This is a genomic window from Streptomyces sp. NPDC044704 (assembly GCF_056433525.1).
Window position 1 is genome coordinate 299,532 of sequence record NZ_JBWKGY010000003.1, and the last position, 20,446, is coordinate 319,977.

Sequence of the window (20,446 nt, forward strand, 5' to 3'; positions counted from 1 at the left end):
GCGGCGATGTCGCCCGCTTGACCGCGGGGCGGCGGGAACGAAAAACGGGCCGGTCCGTGGGGGGGATACGGACCGGCCCGAGGGGGGGGTTCCACCATAACCCTTCGTAAAGCATGCTGCGTGCATTGGCGCGAGATGATTACGCTCCGAATCCGCCCAGCAGCACTCCGGTGAGTGCTCCGGCCGTCATGAAGGGCCCGAACGCGAAGCCCGCCTTCCGGGTCGCGCGCCCCCGCAGCACTAGGGCGAGCCCGTACAGGGCCCCGTAGAGGAAGCCCAGGAACGCCCCGGCCGCCCATACCCCCCACCCGTACCACCCAAGAGCGACCCCCAGGGGAAGCGCGAGCTTGACGTCGCCGAGGCCCATCCCGGCGGGGTTGATCAGGAACAGCACGAGGTACGCCGCCGCGAGCGCGCCCCCGCCCAGCAGCGCGAGCCGCCACGATCCGGCGGCGCCGGGAAGCAGGGCCGCCGCCCCGAGGAGGGCGGCGGTGGCGGCGGCGAGCGGGAGGGTGAGGACGTCGGGGAGCCGGTGCACCGCGAGGTCGACGAGGGCCAGCAGGACGAGCACCGGCGCGAGGGCGACGAAGACGCCGGTCTCGGGGCGGGGTCCCGCGGCGGCGGCGAGGGCGGCGCAGACCGCGGCGGTGACGGCGGCGGCCGTGGCGGCCCGGTTCCGGAGGGCGCCGCAGCGGTGTTCCGCGCACCGGGCGGGGCCCAGCCAGCCGGGGACGGGGTGCCCGTCCGGGCAGTGCGTCCGCCAGGGCTCCTGCGACGGTACGGAGAGCCGGTACGCGGCGCGGGGCAGCAGGAGCCCGGCGGCCGCGCCGTAGGTGGCGGCGAGGATGGCCGCGAGGATGCCCATCCGGTGACGTTAGGCCGTACCGGGGGTGCGGGGATGGGCCCGGGGGCCCACGCGCCCTGGCCCTGCCGCCCCCGGACCCGGCAAGGTGGCCGCATGGGGAACTGGACGGACGGCCACGGGACGCTGCGGGCCGGGGACGTGACGGTGGGTCTGGAGGTGGCGGCCTCGTACCGGGCACGGACGCGGGGGCTGCTGGGGCGGGACGGGATCGAGGGGGCCCTGCTGCTGACGCCGGCGGCGAGCGTGCACACCTTCCGGATGCGCTTCCCGATCGACGTGGCCTACCTCGACCGGAACTTCGGGGTGCTCGCCGTACGGACGATGGTGCCGGGGCGGCTCGGCCTGCCCCGGCCGCGGGCCCGGCACGTCCTGGAGGCCGAGGCGGGCGCGATGGCGCGCTGGGGACTGCGCCCGGGCGTCCGCGTGGACCTGAGCCCGCGCTGAACCCGCGCTGAGCCCTCGCCGGCCCGCGCGACTCCCCCTGGGACAGGACTTTGGCGACACGATCTAGGGGCAGGGGCTCACGGGCGGTAGGTTGGGGCGGTTGAGCTGGGGTGGCAGGGGAGCGGCATGACGGAGAACGCGCGGATCAAGGCGCTGGAGCAGATCATGCCGGCGACGCACGGCGCCGACGAGGACATCGACTGGCAGGCGGCGGAGGCCGTCTGGGGGACCCGGTTCCCGGCGGACTACATCGCCTTCATGGGGCGGTTCGGCGCGGGTTCCATCAACGGCGAGGCCAGCGTGCTGCTGCCGCTGCCGAAGCCGGGGCTCCAGTGGGATCCGGCGGAGATGGCCGAGGAGACCGCCAACGCCCGTCAGGTGTGGGAGGCGGAGGGCGGCCGGGCCGCCTTCGACGTGGACCCGGAGTCGATCATCGCCTGGGGGGTGACCGGCGGGTCGGACATCCTGTGCTGGCTGACCTCCGACGCCGATCCGGACCGGTGGCCGGTCCTGGTCGTCGGGCGGCACACCGCCGATTCCTTCGCGGTGCACCCGTACGGCATGGCCGAGTTCCTGCTGCTGCTGTGCTCGGACGAGTTCGACGTGAGCCCGGTCAGCATCACCTTCTGGGACGCCGGGCACCTGAGCTTCGTGCACTGGCGCAAGGCCCAGCGCCGCTGGCAGGAGGGCCGCAACCCCGAAACGGGTGAGCCCGACCCGTACGCGGGCGAGTTCGCCGACTAGATATTTCCGGACACCCTTCAGCCCGTTTCCTGGCCGGAAACGGGCTTTTCGGCATGTCTCCCCATGTCTACGCGCGTCCGATTTGACGATCACATATCGGAAAACACCAGAGGGAATAGCCGCGCTTGGAGCATTGAACACAACTGCCGCCCCAATGGAATCAGCCACCCCACGGTCAGGAGAGAATTCCGGCCAACGGGCCACGGCGGGACACCCCAGCCCGGAGCAACTCATAAGTAATAACGGGACTCAAAAGAAAATCAGGGGAATCCACCCGTGCGAAGAAAATTGTTCGGCCCGGCCGCCTCGGCCGCCGTGCTCGGTCTGCTGGTACCGCTGTCCGGCTGCGGAGGTTCCGACGGCGGCTCCGGGGACGGCGGCACGCTGCGCCTGGTGGCCGCCGAATACGGCGACACCCCGGCCACCAGTTCCAAGGCCTACTGGGACAAGGTGACGGGTGATTTCACCGCCGCCAACCCGGGCATCAAGGTCGAGGTCCAGCTCCTCCCCTGGGCCGACATCGACCGCGAGGTCTCGCGCATGGTGAAGGCCGGCAAAGCGCCGGACATGGCCCTCATGGGTTCGTACTCGGACTTCGCCGCGCAGGGGCAGCTGTACGCCGCGGACGAGCTGCTTTCCATCACCGCGGAGGCGAACTTCCTCCAGCCGCTGGCGGAGGCCGGTTCGGTCGGCAGCACCCTCTACGGCCTGCCGTTCGTGGCCAGCAGCCGCCTGCTCTTCTACAACGACTCCCTGTTCTCCAAGGCCGGCATCACCGCGGCCCCCAAGACGTGGACGGACCTGAGGAACGACGCGAAGGCGCTCAAGGACAAGGGCGTGAAGTACCCGTACGCGATGCCCCTGGGCCCGGAGGAGGCGCACGCGGAGGCGCTGATCTGGGAGCTGAGCAACGGCGGCGGGTACGCGGACAACAGCGGCAACTACAGCCTGGCCTCCGAGCAGAACGTCGAGACGTTCCGCTGGATCAAGGAGCACATGATCGCTCCCGGTCTGGTCGGCCCGACCCCGCCGGCGAAGCTGAACCGCGCCGACGCCTTCGCCGCGTTCCTGCGCGGCGAGGTCGGCATGGTCAACGGCTACCCGTCGCTGCTCCACGAGGCGAACGCCAAGGGGATCAACGTCAAGGCCGTGCCGATGCCGGTCTCCGACGACCTGGGTGCCGGGGAGAGCACGCCGACCGTGGGCGTGGCCGACTGGATGATGGCCTTCAAGCAGAACGGCAAGGGCAAGCAGATCGGCACGTTCCTGGACTTCCTCTACCAGGACAAGAACCTGACGGACTTCGCGAACCGCTACCACCTGCTGCCGTCGACGGTCACCGCGTCCCGCACCCCGGCGGGCGGCGGACTCGGCAACACCGACGAGGCGTTCCTGACCGCCCTGCGCGGCGCGCAGCTCTACCCGGTGAACGACCCGTCCTGGGTGACGGTCAGCGACACCATCAAGCGGAGCATCGGCCGGGCCGTGGAGCCTTCCGTCGACCCGAAGACCGTCCTGGACGAGATCGCCGCGAAGGCGACCCAGGCCGGCAAGAAGCACTGAGGTACCCGTACGGAAGGCCCGCTGACACGGGACCTTCGCCTCCCTGCCCCACCGCATCCCGTGCGGCAGAATGGCTGACGGCACTTGATCCAAGGCCGCGGCCCAGTCGCCCGCCGAGCACCCACAAGGTGCGCGGGGCGGCCGGCCCCCACCTCCGGCCCGGCCCCGCCGGCCCCCTTCTCCGGTCCTACCCGCTGATCTTCGGGTCGAAGGCCGTGCGGTACTGACCGCAGTCGGAATCCCAGCGCAGCGTGCCCGTGAGCGTCCCGTAGCCCGTGCGGGTCACCGACCACTCCACCGTGTACTCGCCGGTGTCGCACGCGATCCGCTTGCCCCCCTCGACCTTCTGACGCCCCGTCGCCGGCTGTCCGGTCAGTTCGCGGCGCACCTCCCCCGCCTTGGCCCCCTTCGCGGTGCGCAGTACGGCGTGCACGACGATCGGGTGCTTTCCGTCCTTGGTGGTGAGCGCCTTCTTCACCAGTGTCGAGTCGGACACCGACCAGGCGAACTCGTACGAGGGCTGCCAGGCCAGGGTCTTCGGGTCGGGGACCTGCCGTTCGTACTCGCGGGCGCCCTCGGGGCCGGGGGCGGTCACCGTCTTGTACTGGACGCCCGGGTGGAAGCGCACCTGGCCCTCCACCTTGTGCATCTCGTCCTTCGTCCACATCGACTTCATGGCCTTCTCGCCGCCGGCCGGGTCCTGGAGGTAGGAGGTGCCCGGGGCGGCCGTGGCGGCGCTCTGGCCGAGGGCTGGGGCGAGGGCCGCCGTGGCGGCGGCGAGGGCGAGGGCTGCGGTACGGGTGCGGTTCATGCCGGGTCCAACGGGGGCCCGTGGCGGGCCGGAACGACGGCCCGGGCGCGTTCACCCGTACGGGAGCGGGCGGGGGCCGCACAGGTGACGAACCGCGTTCCGGCGGGGAAGGCGCGAGGATGCGCGGGCGGGTCGGGTCCGCCGGTCAGGCCTGGCCGGTTTCGAAGCGGCTGACGCGGCCGTCGGGGGTGACGTCGAAGCGCCAGGCGGTGCGCATCTCGCCCCAGGTGTCGTTGCGGTAGTCGACGACGAGGGAGCGGCCGCCGTCGGCCTCGGACGCGACGGTCATGTGGCCGCCGGAGGAGAAGACCTCCCGCTCGGTCCAGTCGGCGAGGTCGCGGTCCGAGCCGTCGTCGGACATGGTCGCTCCGGGGGTGAGGACCGCCCGGAGGGCGGCCCGGTCCCCGGCGTTGACGGCGTTGACGAAGGCGCGGACGGTGGGGTCGGTGAGCTGGGCGGGGTCGATCACGTGAGCCTCCTGGTCGTGCGTACGGTCGTGTGCGCCGGTCCCGTACGGGCTCGTACGGTCCGTCGTGCGCGACCAGGGAACACCCCGGGCGGCGGATGGGCGCCGACCTTCACCCGTTCGCCGCCGGACGGCGTGTCAGGGGGCGTGCCGGTCGGGGCAGGTCTTCAGGACGCGTCGGGTGCGGTGCGGACCGGGAAGCCGGTGGGCCGGCCCTGCTCCGCCAGCCAGGCCAGCACCTGGTCGAGGGCGGCGACGGTCTGGCGGCGGTCGCCTCCCCCGTCGTGGAAGAGCACGGTGGGGCCGTTGCCGAGCCCGCGCTTCACGGCCTCGACGATGGCGGCCGTGCCGGGCTTGCCGAAGTCCTTGGTGTCCACGTTCCAGCCGAGCGGGCGCATCCCGTTGGCGGCGGCGATGCGGCGGCTGTCGGGGGTGAAGGCCCCGCCCGGGGCGCGGTAGTACTCGACCTTCGCGCCGGCTCCGGCGGCTTCCTCGATCAGCTTCTTCGCTTCGAGGATCTGCGCCTGCTGGTAGGCGACGGGCTTCTTGTCCATCTTCGTGTCGTGGTCCATGGAGTGGTCGCAGAGCCGGTGGCCGGCCGCGACGACCCTTTTGACCAGGTCCGGGTGGGCCTTGGCCTGCGGGCCGACCATGCAGAAGGTCGCCTTCACGCCGTGCTCGGCCAGGACGTCGAGGACCTGGGGGGTCCAGCGGGGGTCGGGGCCGTCGTCGATGGTGATGTTGACGGCGTTGCCGCCGCTCTCCGACGCGTGCGCGATGCTCTCGGGCGTGGCGGGTGCGCCGGGGGCGCCCGGCGCGGCGGGTGCGCCGCCGGGCCCGGTGCCGTTCGGCCGGGCCACGTTCTCGTGGGGGGCGGCGTGGTGGCCGTCCGTTCCGACGAGTGCGGTGACTCCCCACACGGTCGCTGTGACGGCCGCGGCCGAGGCCGCGACGGCTATCCCGGCCCGGAGGCCGAGCTTCTGCGTACGCGTCATGTGTCCACTCCCCATCCGCCCTTGAAAGGGTCCTGTGGGTCATGACGCCTTCGGACGGGGAGGGGTTCCGCCAAGTTGCCCCATAAATTGCAGGTAATGAGGTGTTTAGACCTTCATAGCCCCAGATGGCACGACAGGGGGCGACTGCCTCTTGAGCCCCTCCCGGCCCACCGGCGCGCACGGGACGCGGGCGCCGCAGCGGCTTCACCGCCGCACCGCCCCCACGCGAACGGCGGGCCCGGCGCCGGGGGTTAGTCCGGTGCCGGACCCGCCGTGGCGGTGTCCGTGGTGGTGCGTGCGCCTTCGGGGCGCGGGGCTCAGTGGGCCAGCGAGTCCTGGGGGGACGGCGCGGACTTCTCGGCGTCACCGCCCGCTCCGGCGGGGGCCGGGCCCGCGCCCTGCAGCGGGACCTCCTTGACGAACCAGGCCGCCACGAAGCCCAGTACGGCGACGGCCGCGCCGAGGAGGAAGGCCGAGTGCGTACCGGCGGCCACCGCGTGCTGGTAGGCCTCGCGCATCGCCTCGGGCAGCTTGGCCAGGCTCGCCGCGTCGAGCTGGGCGGAGCCCGCCGCGGCGGCGGCCTGGGCGCCTTGGCGCTCGACCATGGTCTCGGTGACCTGGGTGGTGAACAGGGAGCCCATCAGGGCGACGCCGAAGGAGCCGCCGAGCGTGCGGAAGAGGGTGGCCGAGGACGAGGCCACGCCCATGTCCTTCATGTCGACGCTGTTCTGGGCGACGAGCATGGTGATCTGCATCAGGAAGCCGAGGCCGGCGCCGAGGACGGCCATGTACACGCCGGAGACCAGGCGCGAGGTGCCGGTGTCCATCGTCGCGAGGAGGAACAGCCCGACGACCATGAGGGCGCCGCCGACGATCGGGAAGATCTTGTACTTGCCGCTGCTGGTGGTGACGCGGCCCGCGATCAGCGAGACGAGCATCATCGAGAGCAGCATGGGCAGGAGCAGCAGGCCCGAGTTGGTGGCGGAGGCGCCCTGGACCGCCTGCTGGAAGAGCGGGAGGTAGAGCACGCCGCCGAACATCGCGAAGCCGACGAGGAAGCCGATCACGGACATGAGGGTGAAGTTGCGGCTGCGGAAGATGTGCAGCGGCATGATCGGCTCGGCGGCCCTGGTCTCGGCGAAGAGGAAGGCGGCGGTCGACACGACGCCGACGGCGATCAGGCCGATGATCTCGGCGGAGCCCCAGGCGTACTCGGTGCCGCCCCAGGTGGTGACGAGGACGGTCGAGGTGATGGCGATGGTCAGCAGTACCGCGCCCAGGTAGTCGATCTTGCTCTTGGCCCGCTTCTTGGGCAGGTGCAGCACGGCGGTGACCATGGCGAGGGCCACGGCGCCCAGCGGCAGGTTGATGTAGAAGGACCAGCGCCAGCCCATGTGGTCGGTGATGGTGCCGCCGACCAGCGGGCCGCCGATCATGGCGAGGGCCATCACGCCGGCCATCATGCCCTGGTACTTGCCGCGCTCACGGGGCGGGATGAGGTCCCCGATGATCGCCATGACGCCGACCATCAGACCGCCGGCGCCCAGGCCCTGGACGGCACGGAAGCCGATGAGCTGGCCCATGTCCTGGGCCATGCCGCTGAGCACGGAGCCGATGAGGAAGATGACGATCGAGGTGAGGAAGGAACCCTTCCGCCCGTACATGTCGCCGATCTTGCCCCAGATGGGGGTCGAGGCGGCGGTGGCGAGGGTGTAGGCGGTGACCACCCAGGACAGGTGCTCCAGGCCGCCGAGCTCGCCGACGATCGTCGGCATCGCGGTGCCGATGATCATGTTGTCGAGCATGGCGAGCAGCATCGCGATCATGAGCGCCATGAGGACGACGCGCACGCTGCGCGGCTTCACCCCCGGATCCACCTCCCCCGCGGGTCCGGCCGTCTTGACTGTCTCGCTCATGTCCACTCCCCTGGCACCGGCACTTCGTCTCACGCCTGGCCGGGCACTTACTTGCCGCCCGGCTAGTTCACTACAATGGGGACGGTAGACCTGCCACTAGCCGGTCGTCAAGTAAGTACATATGTCGTACGTAAGTGTGGGGAGAGCCATGTCCAACAGCTCCAGCGGCGGTCCGCAGCAGCGGCGCGGCAACACGCGCCAGCGCATTCAGGACGTCGCGCTGGAGCTGTTCGCCGAGCAGGGGTACGAGAAGACGTCGCTGCGCGAGATCGCGGAGCGGCTGGAGGTCACGAAGGCGGCGCTGTACTACCACTTCAAGACCAAGGAAGACATCATCATCAGCGTCTTCGACGACGTGACCCGGCCGATCGACGAGCTCATCGAGTGGGCGCAGGAGCAGCCGCCGACGCTGGAGACGAAGCGGGAAGTGCTGCGCCGCTACAGCGAGGCGATGGCGGCGGGCGCGCAGCTGTACCGCTTCATGCAGGAGAACCAGGCGACGATGCGGGAGCTGAGCATCGGCGAGACCGTCAAGCGGCGGCTGTTCACGCTGGTGGAACTGCTGCGCACGGAGGAGGGTCCGCTGACGGACCAGGTCCGGTGCGTGAGCGCCCTGTTCACGCTGCACGCGGGAATGATGTTCCTCCAGCACGTGGAGGGCGACCCGGAGGAGACCCGGCAGGCGGCCCTGGAGGTCGCGACGGACCTCATCACCCGGGCCCACCAGCGGGGGGAGTGACGGGCCCGGCCGGCCGGGCGATCCGGCCGGCCCGCCGGGCTGCGCACCCCGGGCGTCCTACACGCGCAACGTGACCCCGTACCGCGCGCGCAGGCGGGCGATCTCCCAGCACGCCACGGCCGTGACCGACGCCGGGCCGCCCAGGAGGGCGCACGCCTGGACGAGGGGCGGGCCCGGCGGCAGCCCGCCGACCGCCAGGCTGACGGCCGCGAGCTCCCACACCAGGACGCCGGTGATCAGCGCCGGAAGGGCGGCGTGGACGCGGGACACCCCGAACACGGAGGGGATCAGCGTCAGGGAGGCGAAGGCCACGAAGAACAGCGTCCACAGCAGCGGGCCGAGCAGGACCAGCGGCCCCGCCATCCCGGAACTCTCGCCCAGGAGCACCATCGCCGCGAAGAGCAGCGGCACGGCGGTGAACGCGCCGAAGTACCACAGCGCCGCCCGCCCGGCGGGCCGCAGGCGCGCGCGCAGGCCCGGCCGGGCCGCCGGGGGTGCGAGCCGGATGACGACCAGGGCCACGAGCGGCCCCGTGAGCAGCAGCAGCCACGGCGTCATCGCGACGCGGAGGAAGTACCGCTCCTGGATCTCGGCCCAGTCCGTGGCCGTTCCGTAGACGGCGAGGATCACGGTGCTCGCCGCCAGGGCGGTCCACGCCCTGGCGCCCTGCACCCGCGCCATGAACGGGTCCAGTACGCGGGGATAGGCGTGTACGGGGAACAGCCGGTGCGACTGCCGACAGGCCGTGCGGGCCAGCGGATAGGCCAGGAGCAGCAGCAGCGGCGGCCCGATGAAGACCAGGAACAGCACCCAGATGCACCCGGGCAGGCGCACGCCCTTCAGCACCTCCCACAGTGGCGGCCAGTCGCCCTCGCGGAGCTGCTCCCACCGCGCGCGGCGCGGCGCGCGCGGAGGGTGGCCCGGCCGGGGCGGCACCCCGCCCGGGTGCCATGCCGGGCCGTACGGATGGCGTCCGCCACCGGGACTGGTCACACGGGGTCCCCTTCCTGTGCCGCGGGCGCCGCCGGAGTCTCCGGAGGGCCCTTCCTCCAGTCAACTCCCGGCGGCGGCAAGGGAAGTACGGCCGGACCACCATCGCCCCGACCTCGCCCGGGAAACGCCCCGCCCGGCCGCCCCGGCCTGATCCGGGCGGGGGCCGGGCGGGGTGCTGGGCGTCGGCGGCGGCCCGGTCAGGCCGGCCCTCCCGGCCGTGGCGCGGCCCGTGTCCGGTACGGGGCGAGGATGGCGTTCAGCCACTCCTCCCCCTCGGGCGTACCGAAGTCGACCCTCCCCGCGGCCACTTCCTCCAGCGGCGGCGCGGTGCCGCAGCGGTCCTCGAAGAGGACGGCGACCCGGTCGGCCGGCTCGCGCTTGGACGGCCAGACGAAGCCCTGCGCCCAGGGCGCGCGACGGCGCCGGATCCAGTGGCCCCAGTCCCGGGTCTGGGGATAGTCCGCCGCCTCGGCGTGGACGAGCCACGGGTCCTGGGCGACGGAGGCCAGGTCCGCGCCGGACACCAGCGGGACGACGTCGACGTCGGCGGTGAGCCGCAGGAGGGACAGGCTGCGGCGTTCGAACGCGGTGCGGGGCAGGAGCCGTACGGAACCGTCGCTGTCGAACGGGATCGACCGCAGCAGTACCTCGCACACCGCCGCGCCCGCGCCGAGGCCCAGGTACAGGTAGCCGTACGGGTCGTAGGGCGTGCCGTCGAAACGGCCGCCGTAGTAGAAGGGGTGGGCCGGACGGGAGTTGAAGGCGGTCGGGGCGCGGTGCGTGCCGTGGACGCGGTAGACGGGCGTGCCCGCCGGCAGCGTGGCACGGTTCGGCTCACCGGGCGGGGCGTCCGGCGGCGGGTACTTCGGCACGGCCCCTCACCCCTCCCCGAGCGTCCGCGCGGCGCCCAGCAGCTCCGGGTCGCGGCCGCGCCCGAGGAGGGCGGCGGGTGCGGTGCCCGTCCAGGCGTTGGCGGACAGCCACCAGTCGGCCGCGCCCCACGGGTCGCAGGCGGCGCCGAGCAGACCGTTGACCTCCCGTACGACCGCCCAGGGCAGCGCCGCGGCCTCGAACTGGAAGGCGGGCAGGCGGCGTCGGCCGTCCACGTCCGTGAGGACGATCAGCCCGGGGTCGCCCGCACCTTCCTCCCCCTCCGCCTCCGCCGGTATCGCGGGTGCGGCGAGCAGGCGGTCGCGGACCGGGCCGAGTACCGGGCCGACCATCGGGTTCCCGTCGACGAGGAGGAGGCACAGGTCGAGGGCGCGGTACCCGTGCGCGGGCGGGGGCGGGGACGCGCCGGCCAACCGCGTACCGTCTCCGTCGCCGCCTCCGTCGCCGAGCAGCCGGGCGGCCTCCCGGGCGGGCAGGGCGTCGAGCACGCCCCGTACGGCCCCGTCCGCGACGGCGGCCCGGTCGGGGGCCGTCCGCAGCTCCGCGAGCCGCCGCCGCAGCGCTTCCCGGGCACTCGGGGGCACGAGGGCCGACAGCCTGGCCCAGTCGGCGGCGAAGGCCGCCAGCATCGCCGTGGAATCCATCCGCACCCGTCTCCCCCCGCGGCGTGCACCGGCCGCTCCCGTGGCCCACGGTATGCGTGCGCCCCGCGCCTGTCCGCTGCTTGACGGATCGCCTACGGCTACCCGAGGCGGCGGTCCCGGGCCTCGATGGGGACGTCGTTGATGCTGGCCTCGCGGCGGCGCATCAGGCCGGCCTCGTCGAACTCCCACTGCTCGTTGCCGTGGCTGCGCCACCACTGGCCGGAGGCGTCGTGCCACTCGTACTCGAAGCGGACGGAGATGCGGTTGCCGGTGTAGGCCCAGAGCTCCTTGCGCAGCCGGTAGTCCAGCTCGCGTTCCCACTTGTCCGCGAGGAAGGCGCGGATCTCGGTACGGCCGGTGAGGAAGCGGTCGCGGTTCCGCCAGACGGAGTCCTCGGTGTAGGCGAGGGCGACGCGCTCGGGGTCGCGGCTGTTCCAGGCGTCCTCCGCCGCCCGGACCTTGGCGCGGGCTGACTCCTCGGTGAAGGGCGGCAGGGGCGGACGTACGGCGGTGTCGGTTGCTGACATGGCGAGCCTTTCAGGGGTTGGCCCGATCGGGGAGAACGGGCGTTCTCACCGTAGAGAACGAGCGTTTTCCACGCAAGCGGAACTCGGTTACGCTGCCTTCATGGACTCCCCCGTGACCGATGACGAAGCCCGGACCAGGCTGCTGGACGCAGCGGAGGCACTGTTCTACGCCGATGGCATCCAGGCCGTCGGCATGGACCGCATCCGCGCGGAGTCGGGCGTCGCGCTCAAGCGGCTCTACCGGATCTTCCCCGCGAAGGAAGCCCTGGTCACGGCCTACCTGGAGCGGCGGGACCAGCGCTGGATGGCCGGCCTGAGGGAAGCGGTCGCCGGGGCACCGGACCCGGTCACGGCGGTCTTCGACTGGCTGGCGACCTGGTTCGCGGAGCCGGGCTTCCGGGGCTGCGCGTTCCAGAACGCCTACGGGGAACTGGGCGCGGGCCCCGCCGGGGTCCTGGACGTCGTCCACCGCCACAAGGCGGAGCTGCGGGACCTCCTGGCCGGCCTGGTCGGCCCCGACGGCCCGCCGGGACTCGCCGACCAGCTGCTGATCCTGGTCGAGGGCGCGACGGCGGTCGCGTCCCTCGACCCCGGCCCGGCCCCGGCCCACCGCGCCGCCGAAGCGGCCCGCACGCTACGGGAACACCCCTGAACCGCAGCCGGCCCCCGGCGCCCGGCCCCTGACCGACGCCCGGGGCGGGTGCGGGCCCGCCCGGGGTGCGCGCGCTTGGGCCGGGGCAGAGGAGCGGGCTAGCTCGCGCCGCGCGGGAAGGTGATCTCGACCCGGCGGTTCTTCTTGCGGCCTTCCTCGGTGCTGTTGTCGGCGATCGGGTAGTCCTCGCTGTAACCCCGCACGTCGAACGTCACGCCCGGGTTGGTGACGGTCTTGGCCAGCTCCGTCTGCACGGCGTCGGCCCGCTGCTTGGACAGTTCCTTGCCGTGCTCGTAGCTGCCCTGGTCGTCGGTGAACCCGAAGACCCGCACGCGGGTCGCCTTCTGCTGGTTGATCTCGTTGGCGATGGCCTGTATGCGGGCCGCCGCCTGGGCGTTGAAGACCGCGCTGTTCTCGGGGAAGAGCACCTCGGACTGCAGCGCCATCATGACGGTCTGGTTGGTCTCCTGCCGCCGCTGCTCCCCGCCGAGGTCCTCGACGACCTCGGCGATGTCGAGCACCTTGACGGGCGCGAGGGTACCGCCCTGCGGGATCTTGAGCCCCGGCGAAGCGGAGTCGATCGCCACGGGCGCGGCGGCGGACGGCTCCGTCCCGGGGGGAGCGGTGGGCTTGTCGTCGGCGTGGGCCGCCGTCGCACCGATCATGTGGACCCCCGCGATCACGAGGGCGGAGACGGCTGTGGCTGCGGCTACGCGGTGGCGTGTTGTCATGGGGTCACCCAGAGATTTTGACGGTGGCCGTGGCGAAGGTGGGCAGATTGAAGTCGACCTCGGTGGCACCGGCCGGCGGCGCCGGGAACTGGGCGAAGAACGGAATCGTCTGGCCTGCCTCGATGATGGCCAGGCCGGTGGTGCACAGACACCGGCCTTCCGTGTCTCGAAGCACGTAGTACCGCTTCTTCCCCGCCTTGTCGACCAAGGTCACGCCGGCAACGGATACGCCGCTGGCGTTGAGTTCGTTTCCCCTCCATGGCGCGGTGTTCACGTAGGGAGTACCGCCGGTGTTCTGCAACTGCCCTTCGACGGTGACAAATCCGCCGGCGTCGCGAGCAGCTCTGTTGAGGGTCAAGACCATGCCGGCCTCGCCCTTCACGGTTGCGATCACCTCGACCGGAGTGGCGCTCTTCGACCCACTAGGTCCGGGAGCCGCGTTTCCCGGCGCCTGGGGCTGCGAGGCGGACGGCTGGGTCGGCTCCTTCGACTTTCCGTCCTCGCCGCCGCCGCACCCGGCCAGCACAAGGGTCAAGGCTGCCGCGGCCGCTCCAACCGCTCCCCCACGGACCTTCGCCGTGTGCCGAATGCTCATCTAGGTCGCTTCCTTGTCTGTCGTTCACTGTCATTTGACCAGCCGCACACTGAAGAGCTTCCTCGTCAGCTGGGACAACGGGCCCGGCTTCAAGGGGTCGACGTCGAAAGAACCGCCCCCCTTGCACACGAAGCCGACCGAACTCGGCGTCGCGGGCTCCACCGGAGGGGGTGTGACACCCGGGTTGGGAGAAGAGCTCGGTGTCGGAGTAGAGCTCGGTGTGGGAGTCGGAGTTACAACATTTGCGAGCGAGCAACGCGATTCGATGACGGCGGTCGCATTGGCCGTGGCATGTACCTCTCCAGTGCCTGGAACGACTGAATCCCCCACCGTCCCATTGGTCTTCACGGTGACGGCAAACTCCGGAAGGGCTGCACTGCACTGCACGCTCGCATCGTTCAACCCGGCGAAGCGACCTGCCGCGCCACAGGCACCCACGCCATCGAGCCGTTCGAGCCGGAGGACCGCCTTCCAATCCGCCGGCTTCAGGGCGGCCAGGTCGAGACCGGTGAACGCGTTGTCCCTCGCGTCACGAGCGGCTGCCAGCGCAGCGGCGTCGGCAGCACCTTGCGCGTCGCTGCGCTTGACCCCGGCCATTCCGACGACGAAATAGGCGAGTGCGGCGAAGAGCAGGCCCGCCACCACCACGATGTAAATGGGGAAGGCCTGCCCAGCGTCACCGACCCGCTTGTCCGTCACTTGCCAGCGGTGATGCTTGCGACCGCCCCCGTAATCTTGGTGGTGATCGCCTGACCGACGCCCGTGCCGACGATCGCGCCGATGATGACCACGACCACCAGGATGATGCCCAGGTACTCGAAAGCTGTCTGGCCTCGGTCGCTCGCGCTCTTGTTTCCGTACCGGTTCCGCATCCTCGCCAGGGTGTTCTGCAACATGGGGGTTCCCTCCCGGGCCGGTGCCGCTGTTGATTTGCGGACGGTACGCCGGGTTACGGCTCGTCACCAAGGGTCCCGGGGCCCAAATACGGACCCATTGCGCACTGCGTCTAGCCATGACCGGCCATCCCTGGACGGGCGGTTCCCAGCCAGCGGGCTATGGCTTCGCTGCGGGAGGTGCTGTGGAGCTTCGCGAAGATGCGGTTGATGTGGTTCTTGACCGTCTTCTCGCTGATGAAGCAGGCGCCGGCGATCTGCTGGTTGTTCATGCCGGACGCGATCAGGTCCATGATTTCCACCTCCCGCGAACTCAGCCCGAATCCTTCGGAGTTGGGCATCCGCTCCGTCGAGGGTGCCATAGTTCGTTGCTGTTGCGAAGAGGCGCGGAGTTCCGTGAGGAGGGCGGTCGCCGACGACGGGGTGAAGTGGGGGCGGCCTTCGCGGACGTCGCGGACGGCGCGGAGCAGGTCGTCGGCGGTGAACTCGCCGTGGACGAGGTAGCCCCCCGCACCCAGCAGCAGCGCTTCGCGGACGATCTCCGACTCCCTGCTGTACGTGAGCATCAGGACCGGCGCCAGCCGGACCAGGTGCGGGAGTGCCGAGATGCCGTCCACGCCCGGCATGCGGACGTCCAGCAGGATCACGTCGGGGGCGTGGCGCCGGGTGAGGTGGAGGGCTTCGTGGCCGTCGCGGGCCTCGGCGACGACGCGGAGGTCCTCCGTCGTGGCCAGCAGGGTGCTCAGGCCGGCCCGGACGACGGGGTTGTCGTCGGCGATCAGGACGTGGATCGGGGTCACGGGCTCGCGCTCCCCTCGGGGGTCAGGGCGCCCAGGGGCAGGGTGAGGCGGACCCGCGTGCCGGGGCCGCCGGTGCGCGGGCCGAGGTCGAGGCGGGCGCCGACGGCGGCGGCGCGTTCCGTCATGCCGAGGAGGCCGAAGTGGCCCGTCCGGGGAAGGGCGGCGACGCAGAGCCCGGGCGGCAGGCCGGGGCCGTCGTCCTCGACGTCGAGCGTCAGGTGGGTCCCGTCGGCCGCGACGGCCACGACGATGCGGGCGGCGCCGGCGTGGCGGCGGGCGTTCTCGACGGCTTCCGAGGCCACGGCCAGCAGCTGGCGTGCCACCGCCGAGGGGAGGACGGGGAGCGCAGCGGCCGCCCGGAGTCCGGCGCCGGGGGTGGCGGCCACCAGCTCGCGCAGTCCGCCCAGCAGGCAGACGCCGGGGGCGAGGAGGTCGCGCCGCAGGTCGGTCAGCAGGTCCCGGGACTCGCCGGAGGCCCGCCGGGCGGCCGCGGCCACCAGCTCGGCCTGGCCGCGGATCGCGGCGGGGTCGGACATGCGGGAGAGGGCGTCGGCGGCCAGGGCCAGGCCGTGCAGGGTCTTCGAGACGGAGTCGTGCATGTCGCGGGCGAGGCGTTCCCGTTCGGCGCGGACGGCTTCGGCGACGGCGAGGCGGGCCCGGGTCTCGGTCAGGTCCTGCCCGGCGCGGCCGAAGCGCAGGAGGAGGTCTTGCAGGGAGGCTCCGGCGGCTCCGGCGAGGAGGCAGAGCAGGATCAGGACGAAGCCGCCGCCGACGGCCGCGACGGCGATCGCCTGGGCGGCCGCGTACAGGGCGGAGCCGCGCCAGCCGTGGACCAGCCCGGCGAGGAGGGGGGTGCACAGGCAGACGAAGCCGAGGGGGGAGGCAGCGGTGGCGGTGATCAGCAGCAGGAGGCCGAGGGCGGTGTCGGGGGCGAGGAGCCAGCGGTGGCGCAGCAGCAGCGGCCCGAAGCGCTCCCAGTCGCGGAAGAGGACGTACGAGAGCATGAAGGTGAGCAGGACGGCCGCGCCGACGAGGTAGGTGGGTCCGCCCGGCGCGGTGTTGGCCAGGGCCAGCGGGGCGCCGAGGCCGATCATCACCAGACGGAACGCGAAGACCTGCCGGCACAGCGACTGGAGGGCGTTGGAGCGCAGGCGCAGGGAGGGTTCCGCCGTACGGGGGTCCCGTGCGGCGAACGCTTCGAAGCCCAGCGTGGTCATGGCTCACCCGCCTCCGAGGAGGGCGCCGAAGTCGACGTTCGCGCCGTAGACGAAGCCGCAGACGAGCAGGATCAGCGTGCCGGGCAGCATGAACATGGTGACGGCGAAGGTGGCTTTGGGGACGGCCCGGGCGGCGCGCCTGCGGGCGTTCTGGGCGTCCGTGCGGCGCATGTCCTCGGCGATGGCGATGAGGGTCTCGACGATGGGGGAGCCGAGTTCCTCGCCCTGCTGGAGGGCGGTGACGAACTGGGCGACCTGTTCGGAGTCGTTGCGCCGGCGCAGTTCGTCGAAGGCCTGGCGGCGGCTGACGCCCATGTCCATCTGCTGGAGGGTGATGCGCACTTCGTCGGCCCAGGGGCCCTCGTACTTGTGCGCCACGCGTTCCAGGGCCTGCCGGAAGCCGAGTCCGGCGCTGACGACGACGGCGAGCACGTCGAGGAAGTCGGGCAGGGTCCGCTCGATGTTGTCGCGGCGGACGCGGATCGCGGACCACAGGCCCGCCTCGATCCAGAACAGTCCGAAGGCGACCATCAGGAGGGCGGGCACCAGCTGCCCGTTCATCAGCATGGCGACGGCGCCGAGGCCGCCGAGGAACCCGTACACCGCGCGGCGGGCGGCGTAGCGGTCGATGGTCAGGCCGGACGGGTTGCCGGCCATGTCGATCTGGCGTCGTTTGCGGGCCACCTGCTTGGGGCCCATCAGGCGCAGCACGAGCGGTGCCCAGCGGATGCCGAGGCGGTCGACGAGCGAGCCGACGGCCGTCGTACGGGTGGCGCCGACCTCCAGGGCCAGGGCGAGGTCGGTGGGGAGTTTGACGTCGGCGCGGTAGAGCCGGATGCCGTGGAGGATCCCGAAGACGGAGAGGCCGAGGGCCAGGGCGAGGGCCAGGGGCAGCAGGGCGGTCATGTGGTCGTCCCCCTCACACGTCGATCTTCGAGAGGCGGCGGATGAGGACGAAGCCGAGGGCGAAGAGGCCGAGGGAGACCAGCACCGCCACCTGTCCGACGAGTGCTCCCGTCATGCGGTCCAGGGCTCCGGGCATCATCGCGTTCACCAGCAGCAGCGAGCCGAGCCCGATGGCGGGGACGAGGTAGGCGGTGACGGTGACCTGGGAGAGCTGGGTACGGATCTCCCGGCGGGTCTCCTTGCGCTGTTCCAGGGTCACGGTCAGGTTCCGCAGGCTTCCCACGATCGCTCCGCCGGCCCGGGCGGACAGGACGAGGGTGGAGACCAGGACGACGAGTTCGCGGGAGGGCAGCCGGTCCACGATCTCGCCGAGGGCCTCCTCGATGGAGTGTCCGACGGCCAGGCGGTCGGCGACGCGGGAGAGTTCCTCGCCGGCCGGGGCCTCCAGTTCCTCGGCGGCGATGCCGATGGCCGTGCGCAGGGCCAGGCCGGCCTGGGTGGCGTTGGCCAGGATGCGGGCGAGTTCGGGGAGCTGGTTGATGAAGCGTTCGGTGCGGCGGGCGCGCTGCCAGTTGAGGAAGGCGTTGGCGGCCCAGATGCCGATGAGGCCGGCGACGGGGCCGAAGAAGGGGGCCAGCAGGGAGGCGGAGACCAGCCAGACGCCGGCGATCGCCATGAACATGTAGACGAAGAACTCGCCCGGGGTGAGGTCGAGGCCGGTGGTGGCCAGCTTCAGTTCGATGCCGCGGCCGAGCCGGGTCCCGCGCAGGCGGCGGTCCACGCCACGGAAGCGGCGTCGGCGGCCGGCCGGCTCGGGGGCGCCGCTCGCCGACAGGCGTTCGATGAGGGCGGCGCGCTGGGCCTGTCCGGCGGCGTAGACGTGTACGCCGAGGGACACGAAGAGGCCGGCCAGGAGGGTGGCGCCGAGGGTGAGGAGGACGAGATGGTTCACAGGACGGTCCGAGAGGTGAGCGGGTCGAGCGGGTCGTACCGCTCGTCCGACAGGGCGACCCCGAAGGCCTGGGGAATCGGCTGGCTGTTCATGTAGAGGCGCTCCGCGATCCGGCGCGGCAGCGGGTGGTACGTGAAGTGGCCGTGGACGCGCCCGTCGGCGCCCATGGGCTGGGCGACGTAGCGGCAGACGGTGGTGATGCGGAAGGGCTCCCGGCCGTGGGAGTCGAGGATGGAGATCTCCGTGATGCGGCGCGAGCCGTCGCCGAAGCGGGTCAGCTGGACGATGACGTTGACGGCGCTGTTGATCTGGTCCTGGAGGGCTTCGAAGGGGATCTCGACCTCCGACATGGAGGCGAGGGTCTGGAGGCGCATCAGGGCGTCCTGGGAGCTGTTGGCGTGGACGGTCGCGAGGGAGCCGTCGTGGCCGGTGGACATCGCCTGGAGCATGTCGAGGGTCTCGCCGCCGCGGACCTCGCCGACGATGATGCGGTCGGGACGCATGCGCAGGGAGTTGCGCACGAGGTCGCGGATGGTGATCTGGCCCTTGCCCTCGACGTTCGGCGGCCGGGATTCGAGGCGGATGACGTGCGCCTGCTGGAGCTGGAGCTCGGCGGAGTCCTCGATGGTGATGACGCGCTCGCCCTCCGGGATGAGTCCGGAGAGGGCGTTGAGGAGGGTGGTCTTGCCGGTGCCGGTGGCTCCGGAGACGATCACGTTCATCTTCGCCTGGACCAGCCCGGACAGCAGCAGGAGCATCTGCTCGTCGAGGGAGCCGAGGGCGATCATCTCGTGGAGGGTGAAGGCGCGCGGGAAGCGGCGGATGGTGAGGGTGGCGCCGGTCAGGGAGAGCGGCGGGATGATGACGTTGACGCGCTCGCCGCTGGGGAGGCGGGCGTCGACCATCGGGTTGGCCTCGTCCACGCGGCGGTTCACGGTGGACACGATCCGCTCGATGGTCTGCATCAGCTGCTCGTGCGAGGCGAAGCGCAGGGGGAGCTGCTCGACGCGACCGGACCGCTCGACGAAGATCTGGTCGGGTCCGTTGACCATGATCTCGGAGATGGAGGCGTCTTCGAGGAGGGGTTCGAGCACGCCGAGGCCGAGGGCTTCGTCGACGACCCGGCGGATCAGCTGGGCGCGCTCGGCGGTGGACAGGACCGGGCCCTCGCGGCTGATGATGTGCCCGAGTACGCGTTCCAGGCGCGCGCGGCGCTCGGCGGGCGCGAGCGCGGACATCTCGGCGAGGTCGATCTCTTCGAGGAGCTTGGCGCGGTACGCGGAGACCAGGCGGCCGTCCTCGCGGGGGCTGTGGCGGTCGTCGGGGGTGCTGACCCGGGAACGCAGGCTCATGGGCGGGCTCCGTTCGGGTTCGGGTCGTCGTTGGGCATCACGGCGGTTGCCCTGGCCGGGTCGGGGTTCAGTCCCGGGATGATCGAGTTGATCCGGATGGAAACATTCGCGGTGACGGCGTCGGCGTCCTTGCTGACGGTGACGTCGGCAGTCAGACCGCCCCGTACGGCGGCCCGGCCCGCCGCGGCCCCGCCTGAGCCCTTGCGGGCCTCCACCCGGGCCGCGGTGCGGGCGGCACTGTCCGCCTGTTCGTGGACGTAGGCGATCCAGCCCAGCTGGATCCCGCACAGCGCGACGAACAGCAGGATCGGTACGAATCCGATGTACTCCAGGGCCACTTGGCCCCGGTCCGAGCGGATGCGCCGTCTCATGACTACTCCTCCCTCTCCATGGCCGCACCGGCCGTGCCGTCCAGGGAGCCGAAGTTGAGGCCGGGGAACAGGACGGGGATCTGGACCGTCACGGTCGCCTTGTAGACGCCGCTGGACGGTGGTCCGCATTCCACTTCCATGTCCCAGGCGCCCCCGATGTGCTCCCCCGCCGCCGCCGCGCAGGCCTGGTCGTCGCGCACCGCCCCCGCCCGCGCCGCCTCGTCGGCCGCGTTGCCGACCAGGGAGAAGGCGTAGCCGATCAGTACGCACTCCCACACCGCCGCCACGAGCAGCAGGATCAGCGGGACCATGCCGACGAACTCGACGGCGACCTGCCCCCGGTCGGAGCCGGTGCGCGCGGACCGCGGGGCGGCCATCG

The 20,446-nt window shown here is 71.9% G+C and carries 25 protein-coding genes; 5 read left to right on the plus strand and 20 right to left on the minus strand.

All coding sequences use genetic code 11. From position 1 onward, the window contains the following. Positions 1-139: 139 nt before the first annotated feature. Entirely contained in the window at positions 140-865 is a 726-nt protein-coding gene (locus AC07B0_RS08845; protein WP_478897386.1) for a prepilin peptidase, read from the minus strand. Between the two features lie 93 nt (positions 866-958). Here AC07B0_RS08845 and AC07B0_RS08850 point away from each other — a divergent pair, with 93 nt between their 5' ends. The 3 genes from AC07B0_RS08850 (at position 959) to AC07B0_RS08860 (ending at position 3,616) form a co-directional block, all read left to right on the plus strand. Further along, positions 959-1,309 carry a DUF192 domain-containing protein gene (locus tag AC07B0_RS08850; protein ID WP_469376605.1) on the plus strand — a complete coding sequence of 117 codons (351 nt, stop codon included), beginning with the start codon at positions 959-961 and terminating at the stop codon, positions 1,307-1,309. Between the two features lie 126 nt (positions 1,310-1,435). Further along, a complete protein-coding gene (locus tag AC07B0_RS08855) occupies positions 1,436-2,053 on the plus strand; it encodes an SMI1/KNR4 family protein (RefSeq protein WP_356872614.1) in 618 nt (205 codons plus the stop codon). A gap of 276 nt (positions 2,054-2,329) precedes the next feature. Continuing rightward, a complete protein-coding gene (locus tag AC07B0_RS08860; RefSeq protein WP_356872616.1) occupies positions 2,330-3,616 on the plus strand; it encodes an extracellular solute-binding protein in 1,287 nt (428 codons plus the stop codon). Positions 3,617-3,803: 187 nt separating this feature from the next. Here the strand turns inward: AC07B0_RS08860 and AC07B0_RS08865 are convergent, their stop codons facing one another. The 4 genes from AC07B0_RS08865 to AC07B0_RS08880 all read right to left on the minus strand — a co-directional run bounded on the left by AC07B0_RS08865 (position 3,804) and on the right by AC07B0_RS08880 (position 7,804). Continuing rightward, positions 3,804-4,427: a hypothetical protein gene (locus tag AC07B0_RS08865; protein WP_356872618.1), complete on the minus strand. Its 624-nt coding sequence runs from the start codon at positions 4,425-4,427 to the stop codon at positions 3,804-3,806. A 145-nt stretch (positions 4,428-4,572) separates the two neighbouring features. Next, entirely contained in the window at positions 4,573-4,896 is a 324-nt protein-coding gene (locus AC07B0_RS08870) for a nuclear transport factor 2 family protein (RefSeq protein ID WP_469376601.1), read from the minus strand. A 164-nt stretch (positions 4,897-5,060) separates the two neighbouring features. Then, a complete protein-coding gene (locus AC07B0_RS08875; RefSeq protein WP_469376598.1) occupies positions 5,061-5,888 on the minus strand; it encodes a polysaccharide deacetylase family protein in 828 nt (275 codons plus the stop codon). A gap of 317 nt (positions 5,889-6,205) precedes the next feature. Next, complete coding sequence (locus AC07B0_RS08880; RefSeq protein ID WP_478897389.1) at positions 6,206-7,804, minus strand: MDR family MFS transporter; 1,599 nt, start codon at positions 7,802-7,804, stop codon at positions 6,206-6,208. Positions 7,805-7,952: 148 nt separating this feature from the next. On the opposite strand from AC07B0_RS08880, the gene AC07B0_RS08885 reads away from it, so the two are divergent. Beyond that, entirely contained in the window at positions 7,953-8,543 is a 591-nt protein-coding gene (locus AC07B0_RS08885) for a TetR/AcrR family transcriptional regulator (protein ID WP_356872627.1), read from the plus strand. Between the two features lie 57 nt (positions 8,544-8,600). Here the strand turns inward: AC07B0_RS08885 and AC07B0_RS08890 are convergent, their stop codons facing one another. From AC07B0_RS08890 to AC07B0_RS08905, 4 genes are all read right to left on the minus strand, one after another. Further along, a complete protein-coding gene (locus AC07B0_RS08890) occupies positions 8,601-9,536 on the minus strand; it encodes a hypothetical protein (RefSeq protein ID WP_469376595.1) in 936 nt (311 codons plus the stop codon). 197 nt (positions 9,537-9,733) lie between these two features. Then, entirely contained in the window at positions 9,734-10,408 is a 675-nt protein-coding gene (locus AC07B0_RS08895; RefSeq protein ID WP_478897391.1) for an RES family NAD+ phosphorylase, read from the minus strand. Between the two features lie 6 nt (positions 10,409-10,414). Then, a complete protein-coding gene (locus tag AC07B0_RS08900; protein ID WP_478897392.1) occupies positions 10,415-11,071 on the minus strand; it encodes a hypothetical protein in 657 nt (218 codons plus the stop codon). 98 nt (positions 11,072-11,169) lie between these two features. Next, positions 11,170-11,598 carry a nuclear transport factor 2 family protein gene (locus AC07B0_RS08905; protein WP_478897394.1) on the minus strand — a complete coding sequence of 143 codons (429 nt, stop codon included), beginning with the start codon at positions 11,596-11,598 and terminating at the stop codon, positions 11,170-11,172. A 100-nt stretch (positions 11,599-11,698) separates the two neighbouring features. Between AC07B0_RS08905 and AC07B0_RS08910 the strand changes: the two genes are divergently transcribed. Further along, on the plus strand, positions 11,699-12,250 hold the full coding sequence (locus tag AC07B0_RS08910; RefSeq protein WP_469376587.1) for a TetR/AcrR family transcriptional regulator: 552 nt from the start codon (positions 11,699-11,701) through the stop codon (positions 12,248-12,250). A gap of 98 nt (positions 12,251-12,348) precedes the next feature. Here AC07B0_RS08910 and AC07B0_RS08915 read toward each other — a convergent pair whose 3' ends face one another. The 11 genes from AC07B0_RS08915 to AC07B0_RS08965 all read right to left on the minus strand — a co-directional run bounded on the left by AC07B0_RS08915 (position 12,349) and on the right by AC07B0_RS08965 (position 20,444). Continuing rightward, positions 12,349-12,981 carry an OmpA family protein gene (locus AC07B0_RS08915; RefSeq protein ID WP_356872638.1) on the minus strand — a complete coding sequence of 211 codons (633 nt, stop codon included), beginning with the start codon at positions 12,979-12,981 and terminating at the stop codon, positions 12,349-12,351. 4 nt (positions 12,982-12,985) lie between these two features. After that, complete coding sequence (locus AC07B0_RS08920; RefSeq protein ID WP_478897396.1) at positions 12,986-13,576, minus strand: hypothetical protein; 591 nt, start codon at positions 13,574-13,576, stop codon at positions 12,986-12,988. A gap of 30 nt (positions 13,577-13,606) precedes the next feature. Then, positions 13,607-14,275: a pilus assembly protein TadG-related protein gene (locus tag AC07B0_RS08925; protein ID WP_478897398.1), complete on the minus strand. Its 669-nt coding sequence runs from the start codon at positions 14,273-14,275 to the stop codon at positions 13,607-13,609. Continuing rightward, a complete protein-coding gene (locus AC07B0_RS08930) occupies positions 14,272-14,472 on the minus strand; it encodes a hypothetical protein (protein WP_478897400.1) in 201 nt (66 codons plus the stop codon). The genes AC07B0_RS08925 and AC07B0_RS08930 overlap by 4 nt, the downstream gene beginning before the upstream one ends. 110 nt (positions 14,473-14,582) lie before the next feature. Further along, a complete protein-coding gene (locus AC07B0_RS08935; RefSeq protein ID WP_469376581.1) occupies positions 14,583-15,269 on the minus strand; it encodes a response regulator in 687 nt (228 codons plus the stop codon). Continuing rightward, positions 15,266-16,486: a sensor histidine kinase gene (locus tag AC07B0_RS08940; RefSeq protein WP_478897401.1), complete on the minus strand. Its 1,221-nt coding sequence runs from the start codon at positions 16,484-16,486 to the stop codon at positions 15,266-15,268. The genes AC07B0_RS08935 and AC07B0_RS08940 overlap by 4 nt, the downstream gene beginning before the upstream one ends. Positions 16,487-16,489: 3 nt before the next feature. Beyond that, positions 16,490-17,380: a DUF5936 domain-containing protein gene (locus tag AC07B0_RS08945; RefSeq protein WP_469376932.1), complete on the minus strand. Its 891-nt coding sequence runs from the start codon at positions 17,378-17,380 to the stop codon at positions 16,490-16,492. 25 nt (positions 17,381-17,405) lie between these two features. Continuing rightward, positions 17,406-18,344 carry a type II secretion system F family protein gene (locus tag AC07B0_RS08950; RefSeq protein WP_469376578.1) on the minus strand — a complete coding sequence of 313 codons (939 nt, stop codon included), beginning with the start codon at positions 18,342-18,344 and terminating at the stop codon, positions 17,406-17,408. Next, the gene (locus tag AC07B0_RS08955; RefSeq protein ID WP_356872651.1) at positions 18,341-19,696 is read right to left on the minus strand and encodes a TadA family conjugal transfer-associated ATPase; all 1,356 of its coding nucleotides are present in this window, start codon (positions 19,694-19,696) and stop codon (positions 18,341-18,343) included. The genes AC07B0_RS08950 and AC07B0_RS08955 overlap by 4 nt, the downstream gene beginning before the upstream one ends. Continuing rightward, positions 19,693-20,067 carry a TadE/TadG family type IV pilus assembly protein gene (locus AC07B0_RS08960; protein ID WP_356872653.1) on the minus strand — a complete coding sequence of 125 codons (375 nt, stop codon included), beginning with the start codon at positions 20,065-20,067 and terminating at the stop codon, positions 19,693-19,695. Before AC07B0_RS08960 ends, AC07B0_RS08955 begins: the two co-directional genes overlap by 4 nt. Before the next feature lie 2 nt (positions 20,068-20,069). Beyond that, positions 20,070-20,444: a TadE/TadG family type IV pilus assembly protein gene (locus AC07B0_RS08965; protein ID WP_478897403.1), complete on the minus strand. Its 375-nt coding sequence runs from the start codon at positions 20,442-20,444 to the stop codon at positions 20,070-20,072. Positions 20,445-20,446: the final 2 nt, after the last annotated feature.